The 19,129-nt window shown below is 46.4% G+C and carries 19 protein-coding genes; 14 read left to right on the top strand and 5 right to left on the bottom strand.

All coding sequences use genetic code 11. The features are described from left to right. Positions 1 to 17: 17 nt before the first annotated feature. From accC to cutA, 5 genes are all read right to left on the bottom strand, one after another. Positions 18 to 1,358, bottom strand: coding sequence for an acetyl-CoA carboxylase biotin carboxylase subunit (gene accC / locus PRUB_RS03980; protein WP_010383746.1), 1,341 nt, complete (start codon positions 1,356 to 1,358; stop codon positions 18 to 20). Between the two features lie 21 nt (positions 1,359 to 1,379). Next, positions 1,380 to 1,847, bottom strand: a complete 468-nt coding sequence (gene accB / locus PRUB_RS03975) for an acetyl-CoA carboxylase biotin carboxyl carrier protein (RefSeq protein ID WP_010383745.1) — start codon at positions 1,845 to 1,847, stop codon at positions 1,380 to 1,382. A gap of 19 nt (positions 1,848 to 1,866) precedes the next feature. Continuing rightward, positions 1,867 to 2,328 (bottom strand): type II 3-dehydroquinate dehydratase, encoded by a 462-nt coding sequence (gene aroQ, locus PRUB_RS03970; RefSeq protein ID WP_010383744.1) that lies wholly within the window; start codon positions 2,326 to 2,328, stop codon positions 1,867 to 1,869. Positions 2,329 to 2,564: 236 nt separating this feature from the next. Next, positions 2,565 to 4,394: a protein-disulfide reductase DsbD gene (locus PRUB_RS03965; RefSeq protein ID WP_010383743.1), complete on the bottom strand. Its 1,830-nt coding sequence runs from the start codon at positions 4,392 to 4,394 to the stop codon at positions 2,565 to 2,567. Continuing rightward, positions 4,394 to 4,714 carry a divalent-cation tolerance protein CutA gene (gene cutA, locus PRUB_RS03960; RefSeq protein WP_010383742.1) on the bottom strand — a complete coding sequence of 107 codons (321 nt, stop codon included), beginning with the start codon at positions 4,712 to 4,714 and terminating at the stop codon, positions 4,394 to 4,396. Before cutA ends, PRUB_RS03965 begins: the two co-directional genes overlap by 1 nt. Before the next feature lie 174 nt (positions 4,715 to 4,888). Here cutA and PRUB_RS03955 point away from each other — a divergent pair, with 174 nt between their 5' ends. The 14 genes from PRUB_RS03955 (at position 4,889) to PRUB_RS03890 (ending at position 18,656) form a co-directional block, all read left to right on the top strand. Beyond that, the gene (locus PRUB_RS03955; RefSeq protein ID WP_010383741.1) at positions 4,889 to 5,392 is read left to right on the top strand and encodes an FxsA family protein; all 504 of its coding nucleotides are present in this window, start codon (positions 4,889 to 4,891) and stop codon (positions 5,390 to 5,392) included. A gap of 163 nt (positions 5,393 to 5,555) precedes the next feature. After that, on the top strand, positions 5,556 to 5,843 hold the full coding sequence (locus PRUB_RS03950; RefSeq protein WP_010383739.1) for a co-chaperone GroES: 288 nt from the start codon (positions 5,556 to 5,558) through the stop codon (positions 5,841 to 5,843). A 60-nt stretch (positions 5,844 to 5,903) separates the two neighbouring features. Further along, complete coding sequence (groL, locus tag PRUB_RS03945; protein WP_010383738.1) at positions 5,904 to 7,553, top strand: chaperonin GroEL; 1,650 nt, start codon at positions 5,904 to 5,906, stop codon at positions 7,551 to 7,553. A gap of 1,137 nt (positions 7,554 to 8,690) precedes the next feature. Then, entirely contained in the window at positions 8,691 to 10,346 is a 1,656-nt protein-coding gene (gene ltrA, locus PRUB_RS03940) for a group II intron reverse transcriptase/maturase (RefSeq protein WP_010383737.1), read from the top strand. Between the two features lie 149 nt (positions 10,347 to 10,495). After that, complete coding sequence (locus tag PRUB_RS03935) at positions 10,496 to 10,648, top strand: YegP family protein (protein ID WP_010383736.1); 153 nt, start codon at positions 10,496 to 10,498, stop codon at positions 10,646 to 10,648. 547 nt (positions 10,649 to 11,195) lie between these two features. Then, a complete protein-coding gene (locus PRUB_RS03930; RefSeq protein WP_010383735.1) occupies positions 11,196 to 11,978 on the top strand; it encodes a sporulation protein in 783 nt (260 codons plus the stop codon). A 90-nt stretch (positions 11,979 to 12,068) separates the two neighbouring features. Beyond that, the gene (locus PRUB_RS03925; protein ID WP_010383734.1) at positions 12,069 to 12,515 is read left to right on the top strand and encodes a hypothetical protein; all 447 of its coding nucleotides are present in this window, start codon (positions 12,069 to 12,071) and stop codon (positions 12,513 to 12,515) included. 302 nt (positions 12,516 to 12,817) lie between these two features. Then, positions 12,818 to 13,762 carry a hypothetical protein gene (locus tag PRUB_RS03920; RefSeq protein ID WP_010383732.1) on the top strand — a complete coding sequence of 315 codons (945 nt, stop codon included), beginning with the start codon at positions 12,818 to 12,820 and terminating at the stop codon, positions 13,760 to 13,762. A 24-nt stretch (positions 13,763 to 13,786) separates the two neighbouring features. Continuing rightward, a complete protein-coding gene (locus PRUB_RS03915; RefSeq protein ID WP_010383731.1) occupies positions 13,787 to 14,686 on the top strand; it encodes a DUF350 domain-containing protein in 900 nt (299 codons plus the stop codon). Between the two features lie 3 nt (positions 14,687 to 14,689). After that, positions 14,690 to 16,426, top strand: coding sequence for a polyamine aminopropyltransferase (locus tag PRUB_RS03910; protein ID WP_021032733.1), 1,737 nt, complete (start codon positions 14,690 to 14,692; stop codon positions 16,424 to 16,426). A gap of 80 nt (positions 16,427 to 16,506) precedes the next feature. Next, positions 16,507 to 16,920, top strand: coding sequence for a DUF2170 family protein (locus PRUB_RS03905; protein ID WP_010383729.1), 414 nt, complete (start codon positions 16,507 to 16,509; stop codon positions 16,918 to 16,920). A gap of 15 nt (positions 16,921 to 16,935) precedes the next feature. Then, on the top strand, positions 16,936 to 17,625 hold the full coding sequence (locus PRUB_RS03900) for a PspA/IM30 family protein (RefSeq protein WP_010383728.1): 690 nt from the start codon (positions 16,936 to 16,938) through the stop codon (positions 17,623 to 17,625). Between the two features lie 69 nt (positions 17,626 to 17,694). Continuing rightward, positions 17,695 to 18,333 carry a DUF4178 domain-containing protein gene (locus tag PRUB_RS03895; protein WP_010383727.1) on the top strand — a complete coding sequence of 213 codons (639 nt, stop codon included), beginning with the start codon at positions 17,695 to 17,697 and terminating at the stop codon, positions 18,331 to 18,333. 53 nt (positions 18,334 to 18,386) lie between these two features. Beyond that, positions 18,387 to 18,656 carry a hypothetical protein gene (locus tag PRUB_RS03890; RefSeq protein ID WP_228553276.1) on the top strand — a complete coding sequence of 90 codons (270 nt, stop codon included), beginning with the start codon at positions 18,387 to 18,389 and terminating at the stop codon, positions 18,654 to 18,656. Positions 18,657 to 19,129: the final 473 nt, after the last annotated feature.

The following is a 19,129-nucleotide window of genomic DNA, read 5'->3' as shown; positions in this document are numbered from 1 at the left end:
CCCCTGCGTAAACGGGCTTACAGGCCCAGTTTCTTTTCCAGATAGTGGATGTTTGTGCCACCGTTTTGGAAGTTTTCGTCCGCCAGAATTTTCTTGTGTAGCGGGGTATTGGTTTTAATACCGTCAATCACAAGTTCATTCAAAGCGTTACGCGCTCGGGCAATGGCCACGTCACGGTTTTCACCGTAAGTGATCAGCTTACCGATCATTGAGTCGTAATGCGGCGGGACTGTGTAATCAGCATAGATATGGCTGTCCCAGCGAATGCCCAATCCACCGGCTGGGTGGAAACGTGTGATCTTGCCTGGAGACGGAATGAAACTGTCCGGATCTTCAGCATTGATACGACACTCAATCGCATGGCCGCGGATCACAACGTCATCCTGAGTGATAGACAAGGGTTGACCCGCAGCAATTTTCAGCTGCTCTTTGATTAGGTCGACGCCAGTCACCATTTCAGTCACCGGGTGCTCTACCTGGATACGCGTGTTCATCTCGATGAAGTAGAATTCACCATTTTCATACAAGAATTCGAAGGTACCTGCACCGCGATAGCCGATCTCAATACATGCACGCGTACAACGATCACCAATGAACTTACGCATTTCTGCAGTAATACCAGGTGCCGGCGCTTCTTCCACAACCTTCTGGTGACGACGTTGCATTGAACAATCGCGCTCACCCAGGTGGATAGCATTGCCTTGTCCGTCAGCCAGTACCTGTACTTCGATGTGACGTGGGTTTTCAAGGAATTTCTCCATGTATACCATGCCATTACCAAAGAACTGTTGGGCTTCAGTTTGCGTCAGTGCGATTGAGTCAAGTAGCTCTTCTTCAGAGCGTACAACACGCATACCACGACCACCACCGCCACCGGCAGCTTTGATGATCACCGGGTAACCGATACGCTTAGCGATCTGTACGTTGCGCTCATTGTCATCCGTTAGCGGACCATCTGAACCTGGTACACAAGGGACGCCTGCTTTACGCATTGCTTCAATCGCTGACACTTTATCACCCATCAGACGAATGGTATCGCCCTTTGGACCGATAAAGATAAAGCCGCTCTGTTCAACCTGATCGGCAAAATCTGCATTCTCAGACAGGAAGCCGTAGCCTGGGTGAATGGCAACGGCATCAGTAACTTCAGCTGCAGCAATGATGCGTGGAATATCCAGGTAACTTTCACTGGCGGCGGGTTTACCAATACAAATGGTTTCGTCTGCAAGTAGCACGTGTTTGAGGTCACGGTCGGCAGTCGAATGGACCGCAACTGTTTTAATCCCCAGCTCCTTGCAGGCACGCAATACGCGAAGCGCAATTTCGCCTCGGTTTGCAATGACTACTTTATCTAGCATAGTGTTAACCTTCCAGGGGCATTATTCGATGATGAACAGAGGTTGATCGAACTCAACCGCGTCGCCATTCTCAAGCAGGATCGCCTTCACAACACCGGCTTTATCAGCTTCAATTTGGTTCATCATCTTCATCGCCTCAACGATACACAGGGTGTCACCTACGTTGACTTGTGAGCCTACTTCTACGTACGGAGCAGCCGTTGGTGAAGAAGCTGAGTAGAAAGTACCAACCATAGGTGACTTCACCTGATGGCCAGCCGGCGTGTTGTTTGCTGCTGCCGGTGCTTCTGCGGCTGGCGCAGCTGGTGCTGCTACTGGTGCTGGGGCCGCTGCTGCTGCTGGTACTGAGTACTGCTGTGGCTGAGCAATAACCGGTGCGCTGCTGTGACGATTGATACGTACAGACTCTTCACCTTCGGTGATTTCCAGCTCTGCAATGCCTGATTCTTCTACTAATTCGATAAGTTTCTTGATCTTGCGAATATCCATAACTTGACCCGCCTGTTAGTTAATTTGAGTTATCTTGTTTGCGCAGCTTGGCTACGGCGGCCATCAATGCCGCTTCGTAGCCCAGCGCACCTAATCCACATATTACCCCCTGCGCCACATCCGAAAAGTAGGACTTGTGACGAAAGGGCTCGCGTGCATAGACATTTGATAAATGCACTTCATAAAACGGGATGCTGACGCTCAATAAGGCATCTCTCAGCGCAATACTGGTGTGCGTAAATGCCGCCGGATTGAAAATGATGCAATCAACACGATCATATTGTGCGTGAATATGATCGATCAGCTCGGCTTCGCTATTGCTTTGAAAGTGACTCAGCTCAACATCGTAATTTACTGCGCTCTGCGTGAGGTCCTGCATGATGTCTTTTAAGGTCCGGGTGCCGTACTTATCCGGCTCACGTCGGCCCAGCATATTCAGGTTTGGGCCATTCAGGACTAAAATCTTTAAATTTGTAGACATAATGCATGAAATTCCTTTATTTAGAAAACAAAGCGACTTTTATTAGCAAAGACCTTGTTAACTTAAGCGTATGCACAGTAAATAGCAAATATTTCTCACGTTCGCGAACTATTATAGAGAGTTCAAGGTAAATAGCAGCAAAATACTGGTCTAATCAGCATAAGAAGAGACGAGACACAGAGGCAAATCTTCAGGCCTCTGTGTCTGGATAGCGGAACACTCGCTAAAAAGGCAGGTTACAGGACGTATTGACGTACTTTTTCCAGATGTGCGGCGAACTCGTCAGCGTCCTGGAACCCGGTAACACGCAATTCGGGGATCTCATTGCCCTGCGCGTCAAAGAACAAAATACTGGGCAGACCGAACACGGTAAACGCTTCCATGATCTCTATGGTGGTGTCGTTACTTTCGGTCAGGTCGAGTTTTAAGGTATCGAAGTAGGCAAACTGGGTCTGTACCTGCTCAGTTGGGAAAGTGTATTTTTCAAACTCTTTACAGGCCACACACCATTCTGCATACAGATCCACCATGGCAATTTTACCTTTGCTGTTGGCTTGCTCGATTGCAACGTTCAGTGCAGCCAGGTCGTCCAGCAGTCGGAAATCTTGCTTGTCTTCATTCTGCGCAATGCTGACCGGGGCGGTGTTAGTGTCCGGAAAAACCACGCTTCTTGCGGTGAGTAAGCCGACGACAAACAAGCTGGTTGCCATTGCCCAGAGTACAGTTTTACCTTTACCTTGTGCCTGTCCACTTTGCCAGTGATGCAAATACAGAGCGGTTGCAACTGCCAGCACTGATGCCATGCCCAGAATAATGTTAAAGTCGAGGATCCGCTCAAGCAGGATCAAAGGTACAAACAGCATGACAAAACCGAACAGGGTTTTAACCTGATCCATCCAGCCCCCGGCTTTAGGCAGTAGCTTACCACCTGAGGTACCAAGCAACAGTAGCGGCAGACCCATACCCAGACTTAGCGCGTACAGTGTCAGGCCGCCCACCATAAAGTCGCCACTTTGAGCAACATAAAGCAGGGCTGCAGACAAAGGGGCCGTGGTACATGGTGAGGCAATCAAGCCTGACAACACACCCATGGAGAACACCCCGACATAGTTGCCGCCACTTTGCTGATTACTGATCTCAGTCAGCTTGCTCATCATGGAGCTGGGTAGTTTGATTTCGTACCAGCCGAACATCGCAAAGGCCAGTAACACAAACAGTAAACTAAAGCTTATCAACACCGCTGGATGTTGCAGATAGCCCTGCACCTGGCCACCAAAATAGGCTACGACCAGACCCAGCGCCGCATAAGTTACCGCCATACCCTGAACATAAACAAAAGACAGGCTAAAGGCTTTTTTAGTCGACAGATGTTGTTGTCCGGCGATCAGGCTAGACAGGATTGGAAACATCGGGAAGACACAAGGTGTAAATGCCAGACCCACGCCAACCGCAAAAAAGACCGCCAGGTTGGTGAGTAGTGATTGCTGTGCAAGACGTTCAGTGAAGCTCAGGTCGTCGTCATTACCAGAGGAGACATCCGGCTGGCTGGTTGCTTTGGTGGCGGGTGGGGTTGCATCATCATCGGCACTGACTAAGGCCGTTAAAGGGACAGTAATCACTTCTGGCGGGTAGCATAGCCCCGCTTCGGCACAGCCCTGGTAACGTATTTTGACTACTGCACCGTCTGTGATATTGCTGAGTCGGGAGATCACCGCAAACTGGTCAAAGTACACTTCGGTTTTACCAAAAAACTCATCTTCTATCATTTCACCCTGGCTGTATTCGGGTACAGTGATGTCAGCGCCTTTGGCAATGATCTCCAGTTTCTTCTTATATAAGTAGTAGCCGGGGGCTATATCCCAGCCGGTAAAGAGCACTTTGCCCTGTTGATCGAAGTCAAATTTAAATGCCTCATCGACCGGTAAAAACGTTTGCTGCTTGGGCGCCAGTAAGCTATCTAGCACAGTGGCATTGCCAGCTGCCTGAATGGCAGGGCTCATCAGCATAAATAGGCTGATAAAAACGGCCAGTATGCCGCTGGGTAAAAAGTGCGTCAGCATTCGCATTAATTCAGTACCTCATCAATCCAGTTAAAATAGTCCCGTGATCCTGCACCAACCTCGATGACCTGTATTTCAGGTACATCATAGGCATGCAGGCGGTGAATGGTCTCCATAACAGCAGTGACAAAGTCAACATGGGTTTTTATCATCAACTTGTACTCGCTGTCCTGAGTAACCTCGCCCTGCCACATATAAATGGACTCAACGCTTGGCAAAATGTTCACACAGGCTGCTTGTTTATTTGTCACCAACTGCCGGGCAATATCACGCGCCTGAGTTTGTGTGCCACAGGTCGTCATGACCAATCGGTAAGGCGTCGCCATGGTTATCCTTTCACTTGAGCTAAATTTGCTCTAGTGTAACTAAACATGCTGGGTATCCCAAGCGCTTCACCTGCTCTTTCATCGCATTGGTCGCGTACTTTACAGTGCCAGATGCACGGGCTTGAAATAAGACCCGAGGACCCATACATCTATTTCAGTTATTTTGGAGATCTTATGTTTAAAGTCCTTTTTCTACTCTTTATTGTTATTCCTATCGCTGAAATAGCCCTGTTATTGCAAGTTAGTGACGTCATTGGCGGATTTGCCACGTTGGCGTTGGTGATCCTGACGGCGGTATTGGGCGCACGCCTGGTAAAACAACAAGGTCTGGGAGCCTATGCAAATGTGCAGCAACAAATGGCACAAGGCCAGCTGCCTGCCAGCGATTTGTTTGCCGGGATCTGTGTGATCATCGCCGGTGTGCTGCTGATGACTCCGGGTATTATGACCGATGTGCTGGGCTTTATGCTGCTCACACCTGCCATTCGTCAGAAGCTGGCAAAGGCCCTGTTGCAGCGTGCTACGGTGCAGGTGCAAAGTGGTGGCATGTTCAACCAGCATTCGGCACAGCAGGAACAGCAGTTCGACCCGTTTGCTGGTCGTACTTCTGCTCATGTGCAGCCTGAACGGGGCGAAGGGAACACCACATTAGAAGGCGAGTTTAAGCGCAAGGACTAAAAAAATTGAAAAAAATGCTTGGGTTTTGTTTTGCCCATCCCCATAAAGTGAAGCAACTCAAGCATTAATTAGTTAGCCCCTTATCAACGGGTAAGGTTGAACGGGCAAACATCTACACTATGTATTCTGTCACTGTTCAGAAACTGTTAGGAGAACTAAACACATGAACATTCGTCCTTTACATGATCGCGTTATTGTTAAGCGTCTTGAAGAAGAAACAAAGTCTGCTGGCGGTATCGTTTTAACTGGTTCTGCCGCTGAAAAATCAACCCGTGGTGAAGTGGTTGCTGTGGGCAACGGCCGCGTGTTGGACAATGGTGAAGTGAGAGCATTACAAGTTAAAGCGGGCGACACTGTATTGTTTGGCTCGTACGTTGAGAAAACAGAAAAAATCGAAGGTCAGGAATATCTGATCATGCGCGAAGATAACATCCTGGGCATTGTAGAGTAAGCCCGGTCGTCGCACTCAACATTTAACGGTTAATCGAAAGAATTTAGAGGAATAAATATCATGGCAGCTAAAGAAGTTCGTTTTGCAGGCGATGCCCGCACTAAAATGCTTAAAGGCGTAAACGTACTGGCAGACGCAGTAAAAGTAACTTTGGGTCCAAAAGGCCGTAACGTGGTACTGGATAAGTCATTCGGCGCACCTACCATTACTAAAGATGGTGTATCTGTTGCAAAAGAGATCGAACTGGAAGACAAGTTCGAGAACATGGGCGCACAAATGGTAAAAGAAGTGGCGTCTAAAGCAAACGATGCGGCGGGTGATGGTACTACCACTGCAACGGTTCTGGCACAAGCTATCGTGAACGAAGGTCTTAAATCAGTGGCTGCGGGTATGAACCCAATGGATCTGAAGCGCGGTATCGACAAAGCAGTGATTGCTGCGGTTGAAGAACTTAAAGCGCTCTCTGTTCCTTGTTCAGACGCTAAAGCGATTGCTCAGGTAGGTACTATCTCTGCAAACTCTGACAAAGAAATTGGTGACATCATTGCTGAAGCAATGGAAAAAGTTGGTCGTGAGTCTGGTGTTATCACTGTAGAAGAAGGCCAGTCACTACAGAACGAATTAGACGTTGTTGAAGGTATGCAGTTTGACCGCGGTTACCTGTCTCCTTACTTCATCAACAATGCGGAAAAAGGCCAGGTTGAACTGGACAACCCACACATTCTGTTGGTTGACAAAAAAGTATCTAACATCCGTGAATTGCTGCCAACGTTGGAAGCAGTTGCAAAAACCAGCAAGCCTCTGTTGATCATCGCTGAAGACCTGGAAGGTGAAGCGCTGGCGACTCTGGTTGTGAACAACATGCGTGGTATCGTAAAAGTTGCAGCGGTTAAGGCGCCAGGTTTTGGCGACCGTCGTAAAGCAATGCTTCAGGACATCGCTATCCTGACTGGTGGTACGGTTATTTCTGAAGAGATTGGCCTGGAGCTTGAGAAAGCAACAGTTGAAGACCTGGGTACTGCGAAGCGTGTTGTTATCACTAAAGATGACACGACTATCATTGATGGTGCGGGCGAGCAGGAAGGCATTGACGGCCGTGTTGCACAAATCAAAGCACAAATCGAAGAAGCCACTTCAGATTACGACAAAGAGAAACTACAAGAGCGTATGGCTAAACTGGCCGGCGGTGTTGCAGTGATCAAAGTCGGTGCAGCAACTGAAGTAGAAATGAAAGAGAAGAAAGACCGCGTTGAAGATGCATTACACGCAACTCGCGCAGCGGTTGAAGAAGGTGTGGTACCAGGTGGTGGTGTTGCACTGGTTCGCGTTGCGAGCAAGATCGAATCTCTGACTGGCGACAACGAAGATCAGAACCACGGCATCAAAGTTGCGCTACGCGCGATGGAAGCGCCACTTCGTCAAATCGTATCAAACGCAGGTGATGAAGCGTCTGTGGTTGTTAACGCTGTGAAAGGCGGCGAAGGTAACTATGGTTACAACGCAGCGAACGGTCAATACGACGACATGATCGAAATGGGTATCCTTGATCCAACTAAAGTAACGCGCTCTGCACTGCAGTTTGCAGCGTCTGTAGCTGGCCTGATGATCACCACAGAAGCCATGGTTGCTGAAATTCCGAAGGAAGAAGCAGCGGCTGCACCAGACATGGGCGGCATGGGCGGAATGGGTGGCATGGGCGGCATGATGTAGTGCGACGAGAGTCGTGTAGGTCACTAGCCTAGCAGGCTACACCGTAAGCAGGTACTCACGTATCTGTTCACCCTTCCTGCAAAATTAGTAGTCGACACCGGTAATCGGTATACATAAACCGATTGCCGGAATCTTCTGTCTGAAGATGTCGCGCAATTGTGTTTATATACAATTGGTTGAAGAAAATCGGCGAAAAGTTCTTTTCTGCCGTCAAAACGTAAAAGTAACTACAAGCTTTAGTCGATCAGTTATGCGATCGGGAAAAAAATGGGCGACCTTTGTCTGCCCTCAATACGGCCTTGTGCCCTTGTAGTGTACTTTCCAATCTATGAAGTAGTTTGACTAAAGTTGATAGGCTTAGCGGCTTATTTACTTAATCGTAATTACTTTATGCGATATGCCTTTTTAAGGTGTCTATTTGGCTACTGGAGTGATCTTCCGGTGCAAGCCATTAGAGTTATTGTCTCGACATATTCATTTATATGTAGTGAGACCAACTTTGCGACAAGTTGTAGTCTAGGGATAGTGCATTACTGGTAACGGTTTTGTGCGAAGCTTCCTGACAATGTACCTCGGCGTCAGCCGTATTCTTCTCGTGAGAGGGGATATAACTCGTTAACAATAAATGAGTTGAGGGCTAGGCTAAACAACAGGGTTAACGTATGTGAACTACTGATAAACACCGTCAACCGCAATAAGCGAAATGTTGTTGATACGCTTAAACCAAAAGGTGCGCGGCTGGTTATTTCTTTTACATCTAGAAATACGTCGTCATTGAGCCGTCGGTGGATAGGTAGAACCTAAATTGTTTATGTAACTTTAATGGAACTCGGTAAGCCTAATTATTCGCTTAATCTATTTGTTATTTGAATGATTAAGCAGGGGAGCTGTAAAGCAAACTGTTGAGTAAGTGGGTAAAGGAGGTTAGAGAAAGCGAATGCTATATTGTAATGATTTAGATAGATGCGAAATGCATTAACTGGAAACAGTGCTAACTTCTAACTGGTTTTTAATCGCGAAATAGACGTGTAAAGCCGTCGTTTAATTTGCTCCTGACAGGGTAAGAATAACTCTTCCCGTCAGGGGATAGTTACGTCTTGCTCTTGTTAGGTTCATTACTAATAGGAGAAAAGCAAGATGAGTACGGCATTTGTTGTACCTGCGTTCTCCCATCCAGCACATAGTTGGCATACCATTGATTGGTATTCAATTGAGTGTCAGGTGAGAGGGCTACAAGTACGGATCGCGAAGGCGACTAAGCAACAACAGTGGCGTAAGGCGAAAGCTTTACAACGCATGTTGGTGCGCTCGTTTGCGGCTAAGTGTTTAGCAGTAAGACGAGTAACTGAGAATCGAGGCAAAAGAACTGCTGGTATCGATGGGGAGTTATGGAGCACACCTGATAGCAAATGGTTAGCTATATATCGGTTAAAACGGCACGGGTATAAACCTAAGCCACTGAAACGGATATATATTCCCAAGAGCAACGGCAAACGCCGACCTCTAGGAATACCGACTATGTTGGATAGGGCAATGCAGGCATTATTTCTGCTCGCTCTTGAACCAGTGTCGGAAACAATTGCTGACCGCAATAGCTATGGATTTCGACCAATGCGTTCTACGGCTGATGCGATAGAACAATGTTTTGTCAATTTAAGTCGTAAAAGCTCGGCAGAGTGGGTGCTTGAGGGAGATATTAAAGGGTGCTTCGATAACATTAGTCACGACTGGTTACTTGCTAATGTAATGTTAGATAAACAAGTACTTAAAAAGTGGCTAAAAGCAGGATTCGTTGAATTTGGTAAGTTGAATCCGACAGATGCGGGTACACCACAAGGTGGAATTATTTCACCTGTATTGGCTAATTTAGCGCTTGATGGTTTGGAAGATGTGTTGTTTTCTCATTTTGGGAAGAAGAATACAAAAGCCGCTTACAAGTCTAAGGTCAATTATGTGAGGTACGCTGATGACTTCATTATAACGGGTATATCGAAAGAAATACTCGAAAATGAAGTTAAGCCCCTTGTTGAAGCTTTTATGGCTGAACGAGGGCTTACGTTATCACCAGAGAAAACGGTAATAACGCATATTGATGATGGATTTGATTTTCTTGGGCAAAACCTACGTAAATACAATGGCAAGATGTTAATTAAGCCTAGTCGTAAAAGCGTTAAGAGTTTGCTTGGGAAGGTTCGCAAAATAATTAAAGATAATAAGACTATGAGGGCAGATTTGTTAATTAGTCAGTTAAACCCAATCCTCAGAGGTTGGGCTAACTACCATCGTCACATTGTGGCGAAGGAGATCTTTAATTATGTGGATTATCGAATTTGGAAACTTCTATGGCAGTGGTGCCGACGGCGACATAACAATCGTCACAAACGCTGGATTAAAGCTAAGTACTTTAAATCAGTGGGCAAGCGAAACTGGACGTTTTCAGGGATAACAGCCGATGGTTTTGAAAAGAGGCTGATATACACTAACGATACTGTGATAAAGCGGCACACTAAATTGAAAGCAGAGGCTAATCCGTATGATTTAGCATTTGAAGAATACTTTGAAAAGCGCTTAGAGCGAGTTTGGAGAGATTCAATGTTAGGTAAACAGAAAGTGCTCATGCTTTGGCTCAGACAACAGAAATGCTGTGCGATTTGCCGTCACAAAATAACCAAAGAAACGGGATGGAATATTCATCATATCGTGGAAAGGGTGAAAGGTGGCAGTGATGACATGAGCAATTTAGTGTTGTTGCACCCTAATTGTCATCGGCAATTGCATATCGTTAAAAAATAAGCACTTTATGGTTGTTTTTTTCTGCAAATGCCCCCATATAAATAATATTCGTAAAGGTTTAGTAGTACTTTATGAATAAGGATGTTCAGGAAAGGTTAGTAATAGCTTTTTCGTGTATTTAACTGAAAATTTATAGAAGGTATTTAAAGATGGATAAGTGGGAATTTTACAAAGACAACTCTAATGAATGGCGATGGAGAAGAACTGCTTCTAATGGCCGTATAGTTGGAGCCTCAAGCCAAGGATACGTAAACAAGTCTGATTGTGAAGACAATGCGAGACGAAATGGCTGGACTGGTTAAGGTCGCTGGTCTTTACTTTGGTATGGACTTATAAAGGCTTGAGCCGTATGCGGGGAAACTCGCACGTACGGTTCTTAGGGGAGGGGTAGCCAGTAATGGCTGCTTCTTACCCGACATCATCCCCAGACACTGACGCTTTAAAAAACCCGGCTTTGCCGGGTTTTTTGCGTTAAATGGGCAGGTTTTAAACCCGCATTGGCAAAGAGATTGAAGAAAATGTAGATCTTCAATGTGCGATATATCTGTATATATAGGTATAAATAGACTTATTCGAAATGGAATGAATATAAATAAATTAATACCGGAATAGGGTGATTAAAATTGGGTTATTTATTTCTCACCTTAATGTTTTATATATCTCTCTACTTGTACTGCTATTAAGTGAATGTAAGATAGAAGGTGGCTGTTTATTAAGTATTTATTGGCTTTGGTATTTTTGTGGTAAAGTTTCTGAAATAAAACTGAGGTTGACGATTTTATATTCGTTTATATAATCGATGCTGAAAACCCTCACTGATAGAGGGGAGTAAGATCAATAAGGATGAATATGTCTTTTTTCAAAAAAGCACTTGGCGCTGTGGGTATTGGCGCGGCAAAAGTCGACACATTGTTAGATCACCATCAGGTTGCACCTGGCGAGGAAATTTCCGGCACAGTTAAAATTAATGGGGGTAAAGTCGCTCAGGAGATCAACAAAATCGATCTCAAAGTGATGTGTATTTACACTGTTGAAAGAGAGAACAGTGAAGGTGAGTCGGAAACGGTGACTAAGCAACACACCTTGGCCAAATTTTGTATTAATGAGCGTTTTACCATTGAGCCAGGTGATGAAAAGCATATTCCCTTTGCATTCGATTTAGACCTGGAAACGCCTATCACTGTCGGTGAGTCTCAAACCTGGATTGCTACCAATCTGGACATTGATATGGCATTGGATAAATCCGATCGTGATTATATCCGCGTTGTTCCAACCGAGCTGCAACAAGCCGTTATCGATAGCATGGAAGAACTGGGTTTCAAATTGTATGAATCAGACTGTGAAGGTATTGAAGAGGCTTCCTTCTCTCGCTTGCCATTCGTACAGGAGCTGGAATTCAAAACTTTTGCCGGCGAATTTCATGGCCGTTTCGACGAAGTAGAGATTGTCTTTTTCAATCGTGGTAGTCAGCTGGAGGCCATTTTTGAAATTGACCGCAAAGCTCGGGGCTTCAAAGGCTTTTTTGCCGAAGCACTCGATTTAGATGAGTCAAAAGCCCGCCTGGTCATCGACGAAGATAGCCTGGAGGAGCTGGAAGATCTGATTTATGACCTGCTCGAGGATAACTGTTAACACACAGGTTTAATACCAGGCCTGCGGCCTACAGCACGGCAATTATGCCGCAGGCACTTGACTATTTTATAGATAATTATAAGGACTATAATGAAAGCACTCACTTCTTTGGTAACTATCCCGGCGTTATTATTACTTGCTGCATGTGGCAGCGAATCACAACAGACAGAATTACCTCAATGTGACGATGAGGATGTGATGGAATTGGTCCATGATATCGTCAAAGATGAAGTCAAATCACAGTTGTTCGATGTGATGCTGGCACAAGCCGGTAAATCTGGCGAAATCACATATGAGCGTGCGGTTGAAGTGAAGGGCCGTTCAACCGAGCTGGCAACGGTGCTGGATGCTGTTGATGAGGCCGTCGAGCAACAAGATTTGCGATATTCTGAGATTACCCAGTCTTCAGAGGACACTGCCTTACAAAAAGTATGGTGCAGTGCCAATATGATGAGCCCGGGCGGTGAAAAGCCTGCAATCATCAATTATACCGCATTGTATTCAGGCGATGATGTAGAGGTGCTGGTCACCTTCTAGATTGTTATACGTGCCTTAGATGTGGGCAACATTATGCTGCCCACATACTATGTTTGCCAGGTTCGCGTCGTGCTATATAAGACGAGTGAAGTGTTTTATCACCGATATATTACATTTTCGTCTCTCGCATTTTGCCACCATTTTAATATGACCAATCAAGGGTATGGCCCACTAAAATAGGTTTTATCGGCATCCGGGATATGTTGTTTATTGCCTGAACTAATTTTGTCGCTTGGTTATCCATCGCAATTATGTAGAATAGAAAATCTGAATTCGTATCAAGGTAGATTAGGTGACAATGAATGTCCGATTTTAAAGTTTGGAAACTGATAAGTCTGCTCTGTATCATGTTTTTAATGGTCGGGTGTGAGTCGAAAGAGGAACGCATCCAGCAGACAATTACCCACTCACTTCAGGACGCGTCCCGTGCGATCAACACCTTAGGTGATGCGCTGGATAAAAACCAAGTGCGCAATGCTAATCTCCTGGTCGAGTATGGCAATGTGCTGGGCCAGCAAAATCCGCAACTGAACAATATTGCTCAGCTGGTTGCACAGGATGCAACCAGTGGTGGTCCTTTGTATCAGAACTTACTTTCTCGCTATCAGGCGCTGAAATCTCCCCAACCGGGCATGAGCAGCGATGACATCATCGAACAGGCAATTTTGCTCAAAGAAGCCGCTTCTTTGAGTCTGTTTAATGATGCGCTGACCGACCCCATTAACGTACTCGCCGATATGTCCAATGGGACGCTGGCTCGAGTTGGTGCCATTAGTCAGTCTGCAGAGCAGGCTGCCAGTAATGGCCAACCCGCTGTAGGGAACCAACTGGTTGGTAATGCCAACTATGGCGAATGGCAGACCAACTCTAATGGCACCAGTTTCTGGATGTGGTATGGCATGTACCGAATGCTGGGTGATTTGGTGGGAGATGTTGAATATGACAGCTGGAGCAAACGCCGTAAATACAGCTATTACAGCGACTATGGCCGTAAACGCTACACCAGTTATCAGGGCTATAAACGCCAAAGCGCAATAGAGCAGCGTACGCGGCAGTCTTATCAGCGGCAGGGGCGACAATTTACCAGTCCTTATGCGAAAAGAAAGGCGGGCGCTTCAGGCCTTAGCCGTGCCAGTCACACCCCATCAGCAGTATCGCGAAGCAGCTACTCGAGAGCTAAGTCGAGCTCGGGCTCAATTCGCAATAGTTCAAACCGGACCTCTCGCGGCGTGAGCCGGGGCAAGTAGCGCATCAGATAGCGGAGTTAACACATGTATCAATTTAACGGATTAACAGCCTGGACATTACAGGCACTTCTCATCGATATGGCGGTGATCATTGCCCTGTTCGTGAGTTTAAAATATATCAAAGGGTGGGTGTCCAACCTGCATGCCAATGATGAAATTACCGAGCGAGACAATTTTGCTTTTGGCCTGAGCTTTGCCGGTGGCCTGACCGGACTGGCCATTGTATTGACGGGGATCACCAGTGGCGCCTTTGCCAGTACACTGACCCAGGAAGCGATGCAAATGGCGGGTTATGGCCTGGTTGGTATTGTACTGATCAAGCTTGGCCACTTTTTTCAGGATAAAGTGGCACTGCGTAAAGTCGATCTGCACAGCGAAATCATTAAAGGCAACATCACCTCAGCCCTGATTGATTTTGGTCATGTGGTCAGTGTCGCCATCGTGATCCGCTCAGCGTTACTCTGGGTGCTGACTGAAGGCTGGTACGGCTTGCCAATCGTGGTCGTCGCCTTTGTCATTGGCAATGTGTGTATGTTGCTGGTGAGTCAATATCGTGTGCAACTGTTCAAGCGTACTAATCGTAATGGTGATTGTCTGCAACAAGCTATCCTGGATAACAATGTTGCGGTCGGGATCCGTTATGCCGGATTTCTCATTGGGGCTGCATTGGCGCTCACTGCGGCGTCTGGTCTGGCACCGTATGTTGCCGATAACATGGCGAGTAGCCTGATTTACTGGAGTATTGCTGCACTGGGCAGCATAGTGTTGTTTGCTTTGTTGCACCTAGTGATGATCAAGGTGATCCTCGCTGGCACTGATATTTCTGATGAAGTTAATCGTCAAAAGAACATTGGTGTGGCAACCATCTCTGCCGCTGTCTCTTTTGCTGTGGGTGTAACCATGGCCACCTTGTTAGGTGCGTAATTCTTGAGCGTATCGGTACCGTCAAATCAATCTAAAGTGACCGGCAGCATGTCGCTGTTTGGTCACGATGTGTTACTGATCGGTGTTATGGCCATTCTGGCTGGCTGTGGTCTGATCTATGAATACTTACTGTCGCATTACGCAGGCAGGGTGCTTGGCTCGGTGGAAAGCGCCATCTATGCCATGATTGGCACTATGATAGTGGCCATGGGGATTGGGGCATTTTTAGCTCGCTGGTTTAAAGATCCTTTCACTGCCTTTGCCTGGCTGGAGAGTGTGATTGCGTTATTAGGCATGAGCAGTATTTTAATCATAGCCAGTATTATTGCCCTGACCTACACCTTACCACATACGCTCTCCACGCTTTATAATCTGCCGCCTGATAGCATACTCGATGGCAGGCCCCTCCAGCTGCTACAGGATTTTGCCCGCTTTTTACCTTATATATTTGGGCTTATTCTCGGCATTTTGATTGGTATGGAAATTCCATTAATTGCGCGTATTCGTCAGCAGGTATACGGTCGATTTTTAGAGAATAATGCGGGCACCATTTATGGCGCTGACTATATCGGGGCAGGGGTAGGTGCTGCTATCTGGGTGACAATCATGCTGGCATTACCGATCATGCAAGCTGCTGCCTGGACAGCGTTATTCAATATCGTGGCCGGATTGATTTTTTTATGGCGTTACTTTGCGTTTGTACGTTTTGCAAAGTTGCTGTTGATCTGTCATCTCTTGTTGCTGGGTATATTCGCGGTCATCTTGCACCAGGGAAGCGGGTGGATGAAAGATCTCAGTAATGTCTTATACAAAGACAAAGTGATTTATTCAGAGTCAACTAAGTATCAGCATGTGGTGATCACTGAGCGCCTCAGTCGGACGCAGTCGGCACCCATTAATGATTTATTTTTAAATGGCCGGTTACAGTTCTCATCAATAGACGAGCAAATCTATCATACTATGTTGGTCTATCCGGCTATGCTGGCATCAAACCGGCACGACAAGGTGTTGATCATTGGTGGAGGAGACGGCCTGGCGTTGCGTGATGTACTTAAGTGGCCAGTGCACAGTGCGACCCTGATCGATCTGGATGGTCAGTTACTGTCGCTATTTGGTCTGCAGGGGCAGGAATTTGAATCACGGCCAGAGATCACGGCTAAGCTTGTTCAGCTGAACCACAACGCACTGAATGATCCCAGGGCAGAAGTCATTGTGGCAGATGCTTTTTTAGAAATCGAAAGCATGCTGGATCAGGGTCTGCAGTTCGATACCATCATCATTGATCTACCGGATCCCAATCATCCGGATCTGAACAAACTGTATAGTGACTATTTCTATAATCATGTCAGGCAATTGCTCGCACCGGATGGGGCACTGGCTATCCAGTCTACCTCTCCCTATCACGCTAAAAATGCTTTTATCAGCATTGCAAAAACCGTCAAGCAGGCGGGCTTTGCTCATGTTGAACAGTATCAGCAAAATATTCCCTCCTTTGGTCAGTGGGGGTGGACCATTGCAACCCGAACGGGTCAGCCAGCCAGTGCAAGAATTGCAGCAGTTGAAGCGCTGCCGGTTGCCAGTAACTGGGTCAGCAAAAAATATTTATTGTCCTCATTTGTCTTTCCAAATCACTTTTTTGACAGGAATAAAGAGGTTGAGGTCAATCGCTTAGGGACTGGCGTGCTGTACGACTATTATCGTCAGGCATGGCAAACGGAAGATGAGTTGTATAAAAATTAACGCAACAGTGTTGACATATTATGTCACACATGCAAATCTTAACTCAGACATAATATGTCAAAACGAAAAGGTAAAGAAAGATGGAATTAAACGAGTTATCAATCAAATTGGCATCATTTGAAACTGAAGGTGCGAACTTTGAATCCTTCCTGATCGCGAATGAAGGTGAACAGGATGTATTACAAGTGATTGTTGAGGGAAATGACGAATTACCGATCTTTGTCACTCAGACCGAAGAACAGTTAGTGTGTATCAGCTATCTGTTTAATGAAAATGAAGTGAAGCCTGAGTTATTGAACGAGTTAAATGAAGCATTGTTAAAACTCAATGTGCCGATCCCTTTGAGTGCGTTTGCTAAAATTGATGAACAGTACGCTATCTTTGGTGCACTGGCAGTTTCCTCCTCCATCGATGAGATAACGCACGAACTGGTCACGTTGGCAGACAATGCCATCGAAGCCCTGGATGCTGTGACTGTGTATTTAAAAGATTAATAGTGGAGAAGTGAGATGAGTATCTTAAAGAAATTATTTACCGCAGTGCGTGGTGGTGCCCGTGAAGTGGGTGAGTCGATTGTCGATGCCAACGGCATCCGTATTTTTGAGCAAGAAATTGCTGATGCGAAAAACGCACTGGCGAAAGCCAAGAAAAGCCTAACTGAAGTGATGGCGAAAGAAATGCAGACCAAGCGTAAGTTGGCTGCACTGGACGAGAGCATTGCCGAGCATGAAGACTATGCAGGTCAGGCATTGCAACAGGGCAATGAGGCACTGGCGGTAGAAATTGCCGAGAAAATTGGTGAATTTGAAACAGAGAAAGAAGAGCATCAGCAAGTGCTGGATGGCTTTACTAAGCATGTTATTCTGCTCAAGCAGCAGGTGAAGGATGCAGAAAAGTCGATCAAAGAAAACCAACGCCAACTGACGATGGTGAAAACCACAGAAAGCGTGCAAAAAGCCACGATGGCAGTCAACAGCACACTCAACACTAATGAGTCGTCTATGGTGAATGCACGTCAGTCTCTGGAGCGTATTAAGCAACGTCAGCTGGACAGACAAGATCAGCTGGCCGCAGCCAAAGAGCTGGAAGCTGCTGAAACAGGTGCCGATCTGAAAGCCAAGATGGCAGAAGCGGGCATAGGTACAACCCAAAAGAGCAATGATATTCTGGACCGCATTAAGGCTAAACAAGCAAAGTAGTGCGGCCGAAGTGAAAAAAGGAGGCCTGGCCTCCTTTTTTGCTTGCTCTAATTTTTTAAAAGGTGAGTTATGTTTGGTTTTTTCAAATCTAAAAAGGCCCCGGAGCGCCAGCTTGAGCATGCCCGCGATCTGCGTGTCGGTGATATGCTGACGGTGATAGATTCATTTGCTTATCCTGACTGGCTAAAAGGCCAGACACTCAAGGTCACCGCAGTGCAGACATATCAATACCAGCACAGTGCTGACTATGAATTTGTGCTTGAATCAGAATCTGGTAGGGCGGTTTTTTTGCAGATTGAGCAGGATGATGGTGAAGAGTTTGCTAACTTTTCGGTGAAGATCCAGCGTGATGATGTGGATGCGATATTTACCCTCGATGAGTTTGCCCGGATCTTCGATGAAGAATCCCTGACACAGCTCGAAACACACACAAAGCCGGCCGCTTTTGAGCGCTTCCTGGGGCAAAGCTACCAGCAAAGTGAAGCCCCTTATGTTGCTTATTATTATGAACAGGACTATCGTGGCCGGACATTGCCACGTTATCAGGACGAAAGTGGCGCTGTCTGTGAGGTGATAGAACTGATATCGCCTGACGAGAAACACAGTATCAATATTGAGGTCTGGGACGGAGGTGAGACTGAAGTTTCCCTGACGATTACCCGACCGCTCAGTGATATTGTGGAGTTGTTTCCCGGAGCAAGCTCGTGACGGATAAACAAGCCAAATGGCAGCGTCAGGAACGGGCGCTGCGGGCCACTCAAATGGCCTTTGATTTAACGACAGAAGTTCAGAAAAGCTTGAAAAAGCAGGCGATAGATGAAGAGTTAACGCCGTCGGATATGATCCGCAAGATTCTGGATTTAGAAGTCAAATCGAAAAAAACCAGGCAACGCCTGTCGTTTAATCTCACCGATGAAGAAATTGCTTTATTGGCTCAGCGTTTTGGCGTTGACCCGGACGATAAGCGTGCGGTTAAGCAGCAGGTCGCCAGTTTACTGATCAATCGCTATACAGACGCGCAGGGCACATAGCCCAAACGCGTCTGCCAGCAGCGGCTTGGTGACGCAGTGAGTAACAATAAGCACGGTCACAAGCAGCAGGGCACCGAAAAAGCATGGCAAACCCTTATAGCAGATAGGCACCATGCACATAGGCCGGGATAAATGCCATTCTATACAGTGACACAAACAGTGCACTTACCAATAGATTCAACAAAATCACACCTACCACAGCGTACTAGCCAAAGTTAAATATCCTTGCCTGATGGGCCAGCACGATAACGCGTGGTGCATATCCATTTTTAACCGGTTAATTTGATTGGTCTTTCAATCTTGGCTGATATAGATATTCCATATTGGGGGGGTTACAGCGACAAATGGCCAATTTTAAATAGCATCACTCATATTGTTGGTCGTCGCTGGTAGCAAGTTATTCTCCTGTTGAGTAAGCAGAACTGAACGGACTGGACTAGAGTTACTAAGCCGTGATCGCTACCAGGTCTTTA

It is taken from the genome of Pseudoalteromonas rubra (assembly GCF_000238295.3).
GTDB lineage: Bacteria > Pseudomonadota > Gammaproteobacteria > Enterobacterales > Alteromonadaceae > Pseudoalteromonas > Pseudoalteromonas rubra.
The sequence above is the reverse complement of the archived record's forward strand: the minus strand, read 5'-3'. Positions and strand labels throughout refer to the sequence as shown.

Bases quoted from the DNA above. Each gene is read 5' to 3' on its own strand.
- accC (WP_010383746.1), bottom strand. From the start codon at position 1,358: ATGCTAGATAAAGTAGTCATTGCAAACCGAGGCGAAATTGCGCTTCGC.
- accB (WP_010383745.1), bottom strand. From the start codon at position 1,847: ATGGATATTCGCAAGATCAAGAAACTTATCGAATTAGTAGAAGAATCA.
- aroQ (WP_010383744.1), bottom strand. From the start codon at position 2,328: ATGTCTACAAATTTAAAGATTTTAGTCCTGAATGGCCCAAACCTGAAT.
- PRUB_RS03965 (WP_010383743.1), bottom strand. From the start codon at position 4,394: ATGCGAATGCTGACGCACTTTTTACCCAGCGGCATACTGGCCGTTTTT.
- cutA (WP_010383742.1), bottom strand. From the start codon at position 4,714: ATGGCGACGCCTTACCGATTGGTCATGACGACCTGTGGCACACAAACT.
- PRUB_RS03955 (WP_010383741.1), top strand. From the start codon at position 4,889: ATGTTTAAAGTCCTTTTTCTACTCTTTATTGTTATTCCTATCGCTGAA.
- PRUB_RS03950 (WP_010383739.1), top strand. From the start codon at position 5,556: ATGAACATTCGTCCTTTACATGATCGCGTTATTGTTAAGCGTCTTGAA.
- groL (WP_010383738.1), top strand. From the start codon at position 5,904: ATGGCAGCTAAAGAAGTTCGTTTTGCAGGCGATGCCCGCACTAAAATG.
- ltrA (WP_010383737.1), top strand. From the start codon at position 8,691: ATGAGTACGGCATTTGTTGTACCTGCGTTCTCCCATCCAGCACATAGT.
- PRUB_RS03935 (WP_010383736.1), top strand. From the start codon at position 10,496: ATGGATAAGTGGGAATTTTACAAAGACAACTCTAATGAATGGCGATGG.
- PRUB_RS03930 (WP_010383735.1), top strand. From the start codon at position 11,196: ATGTCTTTTTTCAAAAAAGCACTTGGCGCTGTGGGTATTGGCGCGGCA.
- PRUB_RS03925 (WP_010383734.1), top strand. From the start codon at position 12,069: ATGAAAGCACTCACTTCTTTGGTAACTATCCCGGCGTTATTATTACTT.
- PRUB_RS03920 (WP_010383732.1), top strand. From the start codon at position 12,818: ATGTCCGATTTTAAAGTTTGGAAACTGATAAGTCTGCTCTGTATCATG.
- PRUB_RS03915 (WP_010383731.1), top strand. From the start codon at position 13,787: ATGTATCAATTTAACGGATTAACAGCCTGGACATTACAGGCACTTCTC.
- PRUB_RS03905 (WP_010383729.1), top strand. From the start codon at position 16,507: ATGGAATTAAACGAGTTATCAATCAAATTGGCATCATTTGAAACTGAA.
- PRUB_RS03900 (WP_010383728.1), top strand. From the start codon at position 16,936: ATGAGTATCTTAAAGAAATTATTTACCGCAGTGCGTGGTGGTGCCCGT.
- PRUB_RS03895 (WP_010383727.1), top strand. From the start codon at position 17,695: ATGTTTGGTTTTTTCAAATCTAAAAAGGCCCCGGAGCGCCAGCTTGAG.
- PRUB_RS03890 (WP_228553276.1), top strand. From the start codon at position 18,387: ATGGCCTTTGATTTAACGACAGAAGTTCAGAAAAGCTTGAAAAAGCAG.